Here is a 12,643-nt window from a genome sequence, read left to right on the forward strand (position 1 = left end):
CGTGACCACCACCGACACATATCTGACCACGCACGGCATCACCGTGCTGGCCCCGGCCCGCGCGGTGTACGACATCATCGCCGAGGTCGCCGACTGGCCCCAGCGCTTCGCGCCCAACGTGCATGTCGAACACCTGGAGCGGACGCCCGACGGCGAGCGGATCCGGATCTGGGCCACCGCGGGCGAGGTGGTCAAGAGCTGGACCTCGCGCCGCGAGCTGGACCCGGACGGGCTGCGCGTCACCTTCCGGCAGGAGGTCTCCGCGCCACCGGTGGCGGCCATGGGCGGTGAGTGGATCATCACCGCGCATGGGGAGAACATCTCCCGGCTGGAGCTGCGCCATGACTTCCGTGCCGTCGACGACGACCCGTCGGGCGTCCGCTGGATCACCGCGGCGGTGGACCGCAACAGCGACTCCGAGCTGGCGGCGGTCAAGGCGCTCGCGGAACTCGGCGACAGGATGGGAGAGTTGGAGTTCTCCTTCGAGGACACGGTGTTCACGACGGGCGACCCCGCGCTGGTGTACGACTATCTGTACCGCGCCGATCTGTGGCCCGAGCGGCTGCCGCATGTGTCCCGGCTCGACCTCAAGGAGGACCCGGCCGACGCCACCGAGCCGCGCGTCCAGGTGATGACGATGGACACCCGCACGGCCGACGGCTCGGTGCACACCACCGAGTCCGTACGGGTCTGCTTCGGGCCGGACCGCATCGTCTACAAGCAGACCACCGTGCCCGCGCTGATGACCGCGCACACCGGCAGCTGGACGATCACCCCGGCCGGCGACGGCGTGGCCGTCACCTCCCGGCACACCGTGATCCTCAAGCCGGAGGCCGTGGAGCGGGTGCTCGGACCGGACAAGACCGTCGCCGACGCCCGCGCCTTCGTACAGCGCGCGCTGAGCACCAACAGCACCACGACGCTCCGCCACGCGCGGGCGTTCGCGGAGGCGGCCACTCGTGAGTGAGCCGAGCCATAGGGCTGAGCGGGGCGGCGGGGCCGGGAGGGGCGGCGGGGCCGTGCGGCTCGACGGGCTGCCGGCCGAGGCGGCCCGGGCCCACCCCACCCGGCCCGCGCTGGTGTGGGACGGAAACTCCGGGCAGACCCCGGCCCGCCGGGAGACGCTGGACTTCGCGGGGCTCGACCTGCGGGTGTCGCGCGCCGCGGACGCCCTGCGGCGGCTGCTGCCCCCGGGCCGGGGGGGCAGCTCCGTGGTGGCGGTCGCCTCCGTCCTGCACCCGGACTTCGCCGTGGCCTACTACGCGGCCGCACGCTGCGGAAACGTGGTGGCGGTGGTCAACCCGCTGCTGCGCGAGGAGGCGCTGCTGCACACCCTGTCGGTGAGCGAGGCGCGCCTGGCGCTCGTGGACGCCGGGCTGTACGCGCGGCTCGCCGCCGTGCGCGACCGGCTGCCCGCGCTGCGGGAGGTGGTGCTGATCGGCCCGGCCGAGCCCGGGGCGACCGGGCCGGACGTGCCACGCCTGGACGATGTGCTGGAGAAGCGGACGCTGGTGGGGCCGCCCGGCACGGTGGGCCCGGACGACGTGGTGTGCGTCCAGTTCACCAGCGGTACGACGGGACTGCCCAAGGCCGTCCGGCTCACCCACCGCAACCTGGTCGTCAACGCGGCGCAGATCGCCGAGGCCCATCGGGTCGACGGCGGCTCGGTCGCACTCAACCACCTGCCGACCTACCACCCCATGCACCTCAACTCGGCCGTGTTCGCGGGCGCCACGCAGGTGCTGTGCGCCGCGCCCGACCCCCTCGACGCGGTGGCGGCGGCCAACCGCCACTCCGCCACCCACTTCTACAGCCTGCCGGTCAGGCTCGCCCGGCTCGCCGCCGACCCCGCCCTCGACGGCCTGGAGCTGACGACCGTACGGCAGATCGCGTCGGGCGGCTCGGCGCTGCCGGTGCGGGACGCGGCGCGGCTGGCCGAGCGGTTCGGGGTGCCGGTGTTTCAGGGGTACGGGCTCGCCGAGACGTCCCCGCTGACCCACAGCGACGACCCGGCCCGCCCGGCGCCCGGCTCGGTGGGCCGCCCGGTGGCGGGCACCGAGTGCCGGGTCGTGGACGTCGAGCGCCGTACGGTGTCGGCGCCCGGCGAGGTGGGCGAGGTGCAGGTGCGCGGGCCGCAGGTGATGAAGGGCTACCTCGGCGGCCCGGACGGCACCGGCCTGGAGGACGACGGCTGGTTCTCCACCGGAGACGTCGGCCGGATCGACGAGGAGGGGAGGCTGTTCCTGGTCGACCGGCTCGGCGACACGTTCAAGTGCGACAACTTCCTCGTCGCGCCGGCCGAGGTCGAGCAGGTGCTGCTCGACCACGAACTGGTCCGGGAGGCCGTGGTCTTCGGCCTGCCGGATCCCGCGCGGGGCGCGCTCGCCGCCGCGCTGGTGGTGCTCCGGCCGGGTGCGGGCGGGCCGGAGGCCATCGCGGAGGCCATCGCGGCGGCCGTGGCCGACCGGCTCCCGTACTACCAGCGGCCGCACCACATCGAGGTGGTGGAGGCCATCCCGCGCAACGCGAACGGAAAGGTGCGGCGCCGCGCCCTGCGCGACGCCCTCGTCCACACCCAGGAAGGCCGTACCCCGATGTCGTCATGCGACGAGCTGGACCACCCGACCGGTCTGTTCACCGTCATCAACACCTTCACGCTGAAGGACCCGGGCCGGGCCGATGAGTTCGAGCGGCGCTTCCTCGACCATGTGGCGTGGATGCGCGCCCAGGAGGGCTTCGACTCACACCAGGCGGTACGGCTGGTGGAGCGCCCGGGGGTGTACGTCAACCTCGGCCGCTGGCGCTCGCCCGAGTCCTTCCAGCGGGTGCGGGGCAGCGAGGTGTTCCAGGCACACGCCGAGCAGTTCCACGAGCTGGTGGACGTGGACGCCGATCCGTCCCTCAATGTGCTGCGGGCGGGCGGCGATGTCGCCGAGGGCGCGCCGGTGGTGGTCGTCGAGCATCTGGGCGCCGAGGGCGCAGAGGGGGCCGAGGGGGCCGGGGCCGGCCTGGACGCCTTCGCCGACTCCTACCGGGCGTACGTCCGGGACCTGGCGGCGCGGCCGGGCTTTCTGCACGCCGACCTCAGCCGGTCGCTGACGAGGCCCGGCAGCTACACCTTCGTCACCTGGTGGTCGGACGGGGGCTCCTGGCGCGCCTCTCGTACCGGTGCCCCGGCCGCCGGTACGGCCGAGCGCGCCGTGCACCTGGCCGCTCATGCCGCGGACCGGAAAGCGGCGAACCATGTCGCCTGAACCAGCCGAGCCGGGTGAGCCGGGTGACCCGGGTGACCCGGTCACGCTGGGGCTGGAGGGAAAGGTCGCGCTGGTGACGGGCGCGACCCGCGGGGTCGGGTTCGCGGTGGCCCGCAAGCTGGCCGTCGCGGGCGCGCAGGTGATCCTCGACTACGCGCACAGCGACGCGGACGCCGAACGCGCGCTCCGCGAGCTGTCCGGACTGGGGGGCGGCGCGATCGCCCGCCGGGCGGATGTGACCAGCCCCCAGCAACTGCGCGCGCTGCTGGCCGAGGTGCGCGAGCGGTACGGCCGGCTGGACATCTTCGTGCACAGCGCCGCCTCCTGGCACCCCATGCCCGCGGTGGGGGCGCGCCCCGGGGACATACGGGCCGACCTCTCGGCCGCCCTGGACCCGCTGCTGTACGGGGCCTCCGCGATCGCCGAGCTGATGGCGGGCGGCCCCGGGCGGATCGTCGCGGTGTCCAGCAGCGGGGCCCACCGGGCCGTACCGCGCTACGTCGGCCCCGGGATCGCCAAGGCGGCGCTGGAGAGCCTGGTGCGCTATCTCGCCGTGGAGCTGGCGGGCCGGCGGATCGCGGTCAACGCGGTGGCCACCGCGAAGCTCGACAAGGGGCCGGACACCCCCGACCCGGCCGCCGCCGCGGCGCTGGCCGCGCGCACCCCCGGCGGCCGGCTCACCACCCCGCGCGACATCGCCGATGTGGTGGCCCTGCTGTGCACGGCGGAGGCCGGCTGGATCCAGGGCCAGGTGATCACCGCGGACGGCGGCCTGGGGCTGCGCGCGTGAGCGCGGCCCCGGCGGACCGGAAGGGAGGCGAGGTGGCGGAGGAGTTCGACACCGACGTGTGCGTGGTCGGCGGCGGACCGGCCGGGCTGGTCCTGGCCCTGCTGTTGCTGCGCTCGGGCGTCCGGGTGGCCGTGGTGGAGCGCGCCCGCGGCCACCACCGGGAGTTCCGCGGCGAGATCCTCCAGCCCGGTGCGATGGCGCTGCTGGACGAACTCGGCGTGCTGACCGGGGCCCGGGCCCGCGGCGGACACGAGCACGACCGGTTCCGCCTGGTCGAGGGGGACCGCGTGCTGCTGGAGGCCGACTACCGGCTGCTGCCTGCCCCGTACGACCACCTGCTGAGCATCCCCCAGGCGCATGTACTGGACGAACTCCTCGACCACTGCGCCAAGTTCGACGGCTTCCAGTGGCTGGACGGGCGCCGGGTCGGCGGTCTGGTGCGCCGGGAGGGGCGCGTCGCGGGCGTCACCGCCGCCGGGCCGGAGGGCCCGTGCACCGTACGGGCCCGGGTGGTCGTCGGCGCGGACGGGCGCTATTCGCGGATCCGGCGGCTGGCGGGCATCGGGGCGGGGCGCACCGAGGCGTTCGACCACGACGTGCTGTGGTTCAAGCTCACGGAGCACAAGAACACCGGCAAGAACACCGGCAAGAACACCGAGAAGAACACCGAGAAGAAGAGCGGCAGGAGAGAGGCCGGGCAGGAGAGCCGGCGGGAACGGGCGCGGGAGCGGCCGGGCGTCGAGCCCCCGCTCCGCGATGTGCGGGTGTTCCGCGCCGGTGGCAGCCCCGTGCTCGCCTACGCCTCGTGGCCCGACCGCATCCAGATCGGCTGGACCCTGCCGCACCAGGGGTACCGCGACATCGCGGGGCAGGGCCTGGACCACGTCAGGGAACAGCTCTGCCGTGCCGTGCCGCCGTACGCCCACCTCATCCGCGAACAGATCCGCTCCCCGCGCGACCTCAGCCTGCTGGACGTGTTCTCCTCGCGGGCCGAGCGCTGGACCGACGACGGGCTGGTGCTGATCGGCGACGCCGCCCACACCCACAGCCCGATCGGCGCCCAGGGCATCAACCTGGCCGTCCAGGACGCGGTGGTGCTGCACCCGGTCCTGGTCGGCGCGCTGGCCGCGGGCGACACCGGCGCGGCCCGCCTCGGGGTCTTCGAAGAGCGCCGCGGCCCCGACATCGCGGCCGTGATGCGGCTCCAGACCCTCCAGAGCAAGGCGATGCTCTCGCAGGGCCCCATCGCCACCCGGGTCCGCCCCCGGCTCGCCCGCGTGCTGCGGCACACGCCGCTCTACCGCAAGGTCCTTCACCGCATCGCCTACGGCAATCCGTCGATCCGCATCTCGCACGGCTAGAAGGCCGTCGACGTGGCCCACGTCGGACCGGAAGTCCGGTGCACGGCAGGTCCGTGGCGAGGTTCACCGGTCTTCGAGGGGTCCTCGACCAGGCGCTCACATGCTCGCGCTGTCCGCTAAGGAGGACTTACATGAAGGCTCTCGTGCTGTCCGGTGGGTCGGGCACCCGCCTGCGCCCGTTCAGCTACTCGATGCCCAAGCAGCTCATCCCCATCGCCAACAAGCCGGTCCTCGAACACGTCCTGACGGCGATCCGCGACATCGGCGTCACGGACATCGGCATCGTCGTCGGCAACCAGCTCCGGGCGATCTCGGCGGCGCTGGGCGACGGTTCGGCCCTCGGCGTGCGGATCACCTACATCCAGCAGACCGAGCCGCTGGGGCTGGCCCACTGCGTCGCCATCGCCCGCGACTTCCTGGGCGACGACGACTTCGTGATGTACCTCGGCGACAACATGCTCCCGGAAGGGGTGGCGGCCGTCGCGGCCGAGTTCCGCGCCAAGCGGCCCGCCGCGCAGGTGGTGGTGCACAAGGTCCCCGATCCGCAGGCGTTCGGGGTGGCGGAGGTGGCGGCGGACGGCTCGGTGCTGCGGCTGGTCGAGAAGCCCGCGCGGCCGCGCACGGATCTGGCCCTGATCGGCGTCTACTTCTTCACCCCCGCCATCCACGAGGCCGTCTCCGCGATCGAGCCGAGCGCGCGCGGCGAACTGGAGATCACCGACGCCATCCAGTGGCTGGTCGCCCGGGGCGAGACGGTACGGGCCAGCGAGTACTCGGGCTACTGGAAGGACACCGGGCGCGTCGAGGACGTCCTGGACTGCAACCGCGAGGTGCTGCGCACCCTCACCCGCTCGGTGGCGGCGGACGTCGACGAGGTCAGCGAGATCACCGGGCCGGTCGTGGTCGAGCCGGGCGCCCGGGTGGTGCGCTCCCGGATCGAGGGACCGGCGATCATCGGCGCGGGCACGCTGGTGGAGGACAGCCACGTGGGGCCGCACACCTCGGTCGGCAGCCACTGCGTGCTGCGCGACACCCGGCTGGACGACTCGATCGTGCTGGACGGCGCCTCCCTCTCCCGGGTGCGCGGGCTGTACGGCTCGGTCATCGGCCGCTCCGCCGCCATCGCCACCGTCCCGCCCCCGGAAGCCGCCCCCGAAGCCGCCCCCGGAGCCGCCACGGGCGTCACCACCGGCCCGCGGATGGCCTCCAGCCGCCACCGCCTCGTCGTCGGCGATCACACCCGTATCGAGGTGGCCGCGTGAGGATCCTGGTCACCGGCGGCGCCGGCTTCATCGGCTCGACCTACGTCCGCACCCTGCTCGCCGACGGCTACCCCGGCTGCGCGGGCGCCCGGGTCACCGTCCTGGACAAGCTGACCTACGCCGGACACCGGGACAGCCTCCCGGCCGCCGATCCGCGCCTGACCTTCGTACGCGGCGACATCTGCGACCCCGCGCTGCTGAGCGACCTCCTGCCGGGGCACGACGCGGTGGTGCACTTCGCCGCCGAGTCGCATGTCGACCGCTCCCTGGAGGCCGCCGCCGACTTCGTGACCACCAACGCCTGCGGCACCCAGATCCTGCTCGACGCCTGTCTGCGCGCCCGCGTCCCCCGCGTGGTGCACGTGTCCACCGACGAGGTCTACGGCTCGATCGAGCACGGCTCGTGGACCGAGGAGTGGCCGCTCGCGCCCAACACCCCGTACGCGGCGTCCAAGGCGGCCTCCGACCTGATCGCCCGCGCCTGCTGGCGCACCCACGGCCTCGATGTGTCCATCACCAGGTGTTCCAACAACTACGGCCCCTACCAGCACCCCGAGAAGCTCATACCGCTGTTCGTCACCAACCTCCTGGACGGCAAGGAGGTCCCGCTCTACGGCGACGGCTCGAACATGCGCGAGTGGCTGCACGTAGAGGACCACTGCCGCGCGATCCACCTGGTGCTCAACCGAGGCCGGGCGGGCGAGATCTACAACGTGGGCGGGGGCAACGAGTACACCAACGCCGCCCTGACCCGACGGCTGCTGGAGCTGTGCGGCGCCGACGAGCGCATGGTGCGCCACGTCGCCGACCGCAAGGGCCACGACCTGCGCTACTCCCTCGACGAGACGAAGATCCGGGAGGAGCTGGGCTACGCGCCGCGCGTGCCCTTCGACACCGGCCTGGCCGCCACCGTCGCCTGGTACCGCGACAACCCGGGCTGGTGGAAGGGGGAGACGCGCGGATGAGTCTCACGCAGCGGCACCAGCCGGGGGACGACCCGGGGCCGCGGGCCCACAAGGAACACGGAGGCCACGGGGGCCACAAGGACCACACGGACACGCAGGTGCTGGTGGTCGGCGCCGGGCCAGTGGGGCTCACCATGGCGCATGAACTGGCCCGCCACGGGGTGCGGGTGCGCCTGGTGGACGGCGCCCCGGGCCCGGCCACCACCAGCCGCGCCCTGGCCACCCACGCGCGCACCCTGGAGACCTACGACCAGATGGGCGTGGCCGCCGACCTGCTGCCCCGCGGACAGCGGGTGGAACACTTCACCCTGCACCAGAACGGCCGCCGCCTCATCCGCCTCGACACCGACTACAGCCGGCTGCCCACCCGTTTCCCCTTCACCCTCATGGTCGACCAGGTGATCACCGAGGAGGTGCTGCGCACGGCCGCGTCCCGGCACGGGGTCGACGTGGAGTGGGGCATGCGGCTGACCGGGTTCGAGGACCTGGGCACCGCGGTGCGCGCCCGGCTGAGCCGCGCGGACGGCGGCGTGGCGGAGATCCGCGCCGGGTGGCTGGTGGGCTGCGACGGCGGGCACAGCACGGTGCGCAAGAAACTCGGGCTGCCGCTGCTCGGCGACTCCAGCGAGACCTGGCTGATCGCCGACGCGGTCGTGGACTGCGACCTGCCGCGCGACAGCATCCACTGGATGCGCACCCCCGCCGGGACCGTGATGATGGTGCCCTTCCCGGAGCCCGGCAAGTGGCGGCTGCTGGACACCACGGACGTCGACTACGACGGCGGCGAGGCGCAGGACGCTGCGGTGGCGCGGCGGTTCACCGCCAAGATCCGCGCGGGCACCGGCCGCCCGGCGCGGGTCGGGACACCCAGCTGGGTGTCGGTGTTCTCCATCCAGCAGCGCATGGTGCCGCGCATGCGCGCGGGGCGGGTGTTCGTCGCGGGCGACGCGGCCCATGTGCACAGCCCCGCCTCCGGACAGGGCATGAACACCGGCGTCCAGGATGCCGCCAACCTCGCCTGGAAGCTCGCCGCCGTCATCCGCGGCGAGGCGAACACCCGGCTGCTCGACTCCTACGGCGCGGAGCGGGTGCCGGTCGGCGAGCGGCTGCTGCACTCCACGCGGTTCGCCACCGCGCTGGTGCAGCTGCGCAGCCGTACCACCGCCTCGCTGCTGCGCGCGGCGTTCGGCGTCGTCCGCGCGCTGCCGCCGCTCAGGGCCCGTATCCAGCGCCGGATCATGGGCGGGATGACCGCGCTCGACCTGACGTACCGGGCCGGGTCCGCGGTCCTGGGGGAGACGGCCGGCACCCGGGTGGCCAAGGTGGGGCCGCGGCGGGCGGCGCGCAGCCCCGGGTGGCGGGAGCTGACCGCCGAACTGGCCCGGCCCGGCTGGACGCTGCTCGCCTTCGCCACCCCCGACCAGTACCCGTCGCTGTGCGCGCTCGCCGAGGCGTACGGCGGCTATCTGAGCGTCCGTACGGCCGTGCCCGGGACGCCCGTGCCGGGGTCGCCCGTGCCCGGGTCGCCCGGGGAAGGCGCGCCGGGGCCGCTGGCCGACCCGGACGGCCGGCTGCGGGCCGACCTGGGCGCCGAGCCCGGCGGCTGGCTGCTGATCCGGCCGGACGGCTACTCGGCGGCCCGTGGCACCGCCGCCGACCGCCCGCGCGACGCGCTCGCCGCGCTGGGGCTGCGGCCGGTGCTGTACGTGGTCGGACGCACGGGCGCACCGCGGCCCGAGGTGCTGGGAGGCGAGTCCTGATGCGAGCCCCGATGCGCGTCCTGCGCGCGGTCTCCCACCGACCGGCCCCCGGCACCGCCCCCTACGACACCGACTCTCACCTCAGGACGTGGCATGGAGATTGTGGGAAACGGGTTCCTCGCCCGGAGTCTTGAGCCGATCGCCCATCAGCACCCGGACACCGTGGTCCTCGCGGCCGGTGTGTCCTGGGCGAGCGGCACCTCGGACGCGGACTTCGCGCGGGAGGCGGCCCTGCTGGCGGAGGTGGCGCGGGGGTGCCGGGCCACCGGACGGCGGCTGCTGTTCTTCTCCACCGCCTCCACCGGGATGTACGGCGGGGTGGACGGCCCCGGCCGGGAGGACGCCCCGGTCGTGCCCTGCACCCCGTACGGGGCGCACAAGCTGGGGCTGGAGCGGCAGTTGCACGACTCCGGGGCCGAGTGGCTGGTGCTGCGCCTCGGCCATCTGGTCGGCCCCGGGCAGCCGCCGCACCAGCTGCTGCCCGCGCTGGTGCGGCAGATGCGGGAGGGCCGGGTGCGGATCCACCGGGGGGCGGCGCGGGATCTGATCGACGTGGTGGACGTGGTGCGCGTCATCGACCTGCTGCTGACACAGGATCTGCGGGGCGAGACGGTCAACGTGGCCTCGGGGGAGGCGGTTCCGGTGGAGCGCATCGTCGACCATCTGGAGGGACGGCTGGGTCTGGTGGCGCACCGGGAGTACCGGGAGGCAGGCGCTCAGCACGTCATCTCCACCGAGAAGCTGCGGGCCCTGGTCCCGCAGACGGCCCGGATGGGCTTCGGCCCCGGCTACTACCGACGGGTCCTCGACGCCTTCGCCAAGACCTGCGCCACCGGCCCGGCCGTGCCCGAGGCGCCCGGCTGCCGCTGATAGCGGGGGTGCGGTCGCGGGGCCGCCGCCCGACCGGGTGTCGAGGGGGCTTCGAGCCGATGACGGCAGGGTCCGGTCTGTACGGAACGGACGACGACGGCACAGGCGGTGGCCAGTGGTGAGCGGTTACGGACAGGAAGGGCGTGGCGATGAGCGACCACAGGGCGCTGGTTCTCGATGAGGTCCGCAAGTACCACCAGGAGCGGGAGCAGGAGCGCGAGCCCCGCCGGGCGTTCGTCCCCGGAGTGACCGAGATCTGGCCGTCGGGCGCGGTGCTGGACGAGGACGACCGGGTGTCCCTGGTGGAGGCCGCCCTGGAGATGCGGATCGCCGCCGGGCGCAGCTCCCGGAAGTTCGAGTCGGAGTTCGCCCGCAAGCTGGGGCTGCGCAAGGCGCACCTGACGAACTCCGGCTCCTCGGCGAATCTGCTGGCCGTCGCGGCACTGACGTCACCGCAGCTGGAGGACCGGCGGCTGCGCCCGGGGGACGAGGTGATCACCGTCGCGGCGGGGTTCCCCACCACCGTCAATCCGATCCTCCAGAACGGGCTGGTGCCGGTCTTCGTCGATGTCGACCTCGGTACGTACAACACCACCGCCGAGCGGGTCGCCGCCGCCATCGGCCCGCGCACCCGGGCCATCGTCGTCGCCCACGCGCTGGGCAATCCGTTTCCCGCGACCGAGCTGGCGGAACTCGCCGAGCGGCACGAGCTGTTCCTGATCGAGGACAACTGCGACGCGGTGGGCTCCCGCTACGACGGCCGGCTCACCGGCACCTTCGGCGATCTGACCACCGTCAGCTTCTACCCCGCGCACCACATCACGATGGGCGAGGGCGGCTGTGTGCTGACCTCGAACCTGGCGCTGGCGCGGATCGTGGAGTCGCTGCGGGACTGGGGGCGGGACTGCTGGTGCGAGCCGGGCGAGTCCAACAAGTGCCTCAAGCGCTTCGACTACCAGATGGGGACGCTGCCCGCGGGCTACGACCACAAGTACATCTTCTCCCACGTCGGTTACAACCTGAAGACCACCGATCTCCAGGCGGCGCTCGGGCTGACCCAGCTGGCCAAGCTCGACGCCTTCGGCGCGGCGCGCCGCCGCAACTGGCGGCGGCTGCGCGAGGGCCTGGACGGGGTGGAGCATCTGCTGCTGCCCGAGGCCACCCCGCGCAGCGACCCCAGCTGGTTCGGGTTCGTCATCACCGTCGAGCCCGGGGCCCCGTTCGGCCGCGCCGAGCTGGTGGACTTCCTGGAGGGGCGGCGGATCGGCACCCGTCTGCTGTTCGCGGGCAACCTCACCCGCCACCCGGCGTACCGGGGGCTGACCCACCGGGTGTCCGGGGACCTCACCAACAGCGATGTGATCACCGAGCGGACCTTCTGGGTCGGGGTCTATCCCGGGCTGACCGAGGAGATGCTGGACTACGTCGTCTCGTCCATCCGCGAGTTCGTGGCGGCCCGCGGGGCCCGCGGCGCGCGGGGGACCGGCCGGGCGCGGGCACGGGCCGCGACCGGCCGGGGAGCCGAGGCGTGATGGACCTCGGCCTGGAGGGACGCACGGTCCTGGTCACCGGCGCCACCGGCGGCATCGGGCGGGCCACCGCCCGGGCCTTCGCCGAGCAGGGCGCGCGGGTGGCGGTGGCCTACCGCCACCAGCGCGAGGCGGCCGAGGCGTTCGCCGCGGAGCTCGCCGGGGAGGCCGGTGAGAAGCGGGCGTTCGCCGTGCCGTACGCGCTGGACGACCCCGCCTCGCCGCGGTGGGTGGTGGCGGCCGTGGAGCGGCGCTGGGGCGCCCTGGACGTGCTGGTGGCGGGCGCCTGGCAGTGGGGGCGCCGCCGGGGGCCGCGTGAACGGTTCGAGGACGTACGGGAAGACGAGTGGCTGCCGGTCGTCTCGGACAACCTGGCCCCCGCGATCCGCACGGTCCAGTGCGCCGTGGCCGGGATGCGCGAGCGCGGCTGGGGCCGGATCGCCCTTGTCTCCTCGCACAACGCGCTGGACGGCGCGCGCGGCCAGGAGTTCTACGGCGCGGCGAAGGCCGGGCTGCACGGCCTGGCCCGGAGCCTGATGTGGGATCTGGGCGGCGACGGGGTGCTGGTCAACGTGGTGTGCCCGGGCCTGACCACGACCGACCGGGTGCTGTCCGGGCTGCCGGGCGCGGTCCGCGAGCGGGAGCTCGCCGCCACGCCCACCGGGCGGCTGAGCACCCCCGAGGACACCGCCCGCGCCCTGCTGTTCCTGTGCTCGGCGGCCAACGGCAACATCACCGGCGAGGTCCTGACGGTGTCCGGCGGGCGGTGAGCGGGCCCGCTCGTGTCCGGTAGCCCCCTTTCCCTACCCCACCCCGCCCCTTCCCGGCCGCCTCGCGGCGGAGCCGCACATC

10 protein-coding genes are annotated in these 12,643 nt (G+C 74.0%); all 10 read left to right on the forward strand.

Annotated elements, in window-relative coordinates; all coding sequences use genetic code 11:
• Position 1 precedes the first annotated feature (1 nt).
• The 10 genes from ACH4S9_RS01580 to ACH4S9_RS01625 all read left to right on the forward strand — a co-directional run bounded on the left by ACH4S9_RS01580 (position 2) and on the right by ACH4S9_RS01625 (position 12,561).
• Positions 2-967, forward strand: a complete 966-nt coding sequence (locus ACH4S9_RS01580) for an aromatase/cyclase (RefSeq protein WP_398369121.1) — start codon at positions 2-4, stop codon at positions 965-967.
• Positions 960-3,254 carry an AMP-binding protein gene (locus ACH4S9_RS01585; protein WP_398369123.1) on the forward strand — a complete coding sequence of 765 codons (2,295 nt, stop codon included), beginning with the start codon at positions 960-962 and terminating at the stop codon, positions 3,252-3,254. Before ACH4S9_RS01580 ends, ACH4S9_RS01585 begins: the two co-directional genes overlap by 8 nt.
• Complete coding sequence (locus tag ACH4S9_RS01590) at positions 3,244-4,044, forward strand: SDR family oxidoreductase (protein WP_398369125.1); 801 nt, start codon at positions 3,244-3,246, stop codon at positions 4,042-4,044. The genes ACH4S9_RS01585 and ACH4S9_RS01590 overlap by 11 nt, the downstream gene beginning before the upstream one ends.
• Positions 4,041-5,405, forward strand: coding sequence for an FAD-dependent monooxygenase (locus ACH4S9_RS01595; RefSeq protein ID WP_311730428.1), 1,365 nt, complete (start codon positions 4,041-4,043; stop codon positions 5,403-5,405). The genes ACH4S9_RS01590 and ACH4S9_RS01595 overlap by 4 nt, the downstream gene beginning before the upstream one ends.
• Before the next feature lie 131 nt (positions 5,406-5,536).
• Entirely contained in the window at positions 5,537-6,667 is a 1,131-nt protein-coding gene (locus ACH4S9_RS01600; protein ID WP_385347103.1) for a glucose-1-phosphate thymidylyltransferase, read from the forward strand.
• Positions 6,664-7,632, forward strand: coding sequence for a dTDP-glucose 4,6-dehydratase (gene rfbB, locus ACH4S9_RS01605; RefSeq protein ID WP_352134436.1), 969 nt, complete (start codon positions 6,664-6,666; stop codon positions 7,630-7,632). The genes ACH4S9_RS01600 and rfbB overlap by 4 nt, the downstream gene beginning before the upstream one ends.
• A complete protein-coding gene (locus ACH4S9_RS01610) occupies positions 7,629-9,392 on the forward strand; it encodes an FAD-dependent oxidoreductase (RefSeq protein ID WP_398369128.1) in 1,764 nt (587 codons plus the stop codon). The genes rfbB and ACH4S9_RS01610 overlap by 4 nt, the downstream gene beginning before the upstream one ends.
• A 93-nt stretch (positions 9,393-9,485) precedes the next feature.
• The gene (locus ACH4S9_RS01615) at positions 9,486-10,262 is read left to right on the forward strand and encodes an NAD-dependent epimerase/dehydratase family protein (protein ID WP_398369130.1); all 777 of its coding nucleotides are present in this window, start codon (positions 9,486-9,488) and stop codon (positions 10,260-10,262) included.
• Between the two features lie 149 nt (positions 10,263-10,411).
• A complete protein-coding gene (rfbH, locus tag ACH4S9_RS01620) occupies positions 10,412-11,794 on the forward strand; it encodes a lipopolysaccharide biosynthesis protein RfbH (protein WP_398369132.1) in 1,383 nt (460 codons plus the stop codon).
• The gene (locus tag ACH4S9_RS01625; RefSeq protein ID WP_311730471.1) at positions 11,794-12,561 is read left to right on the forward strand and encodes an SDR family oxidoreductase; all 768 of its coding nucleotides are present in this window, start codon (positions 11,794-11,796) and stop codon (positions 12,559-12,561) included. Before rfbH ends, ACH4S9_RS01625 begins: the two co-directional genes overlap by 1 nt.
• Positions 12,562-12,643 lie beyond the last annotated feature (82 nt).

Source organism: Streptomyces sp. NPDC021225 (assembly GCF_044332865.1).
Taxonomy (GTDB): domain Bacteria; phylum Actinomycetota; class Actinomycetes; order Streptomycetales; family Streptomycetaceae; genus Streptomyces.

Coding starts and splice junctions, on each gene's coding strand:
- ACH4S9_RS01590 (WP_398369125.1), top strand. CDS start 3,244: ATGTCGCCTGAACCAGCCGAGCCGGGTGAGCCGGGTGACCCGGGTGAC.
- ACH4S9_RS01600 (WP_385347103.1), top strand. CDS start 5,537: ATGAAGGCTCTCGTGCTGTCCGGTGGGTCGGGCACCCGCCTGCGCCCG.
- ACH4S9_RS01610 (WP_398369128.1), top strand. CDS start 7,629: ATGAGTCTCACGCAGCGGCACCAGCCGGGGGACGACCCGGGGCCGCGG.
- ACH4S9_RS01615 (WP_398369130.1), top strand. CDS start 9,486: ATGGAGATTGTGGGAAACGGGTTCCTCGCCCGGAGTCTTGAGCCGATC.
- rfbH (WP_398369132.1), top strand. CDS start 10,412: ATGAGCGACCACAGGGCGCTGGTTCTCGATGAGGTCCGCAAGTACCAC.
- ACH4S9_RS01625 (WP_311730471.1), top strand. CDS start 11,794: ATGGACCTCGGCCTGGAGGGACGCACGGTCCTGGTCACCGGCGCCACC.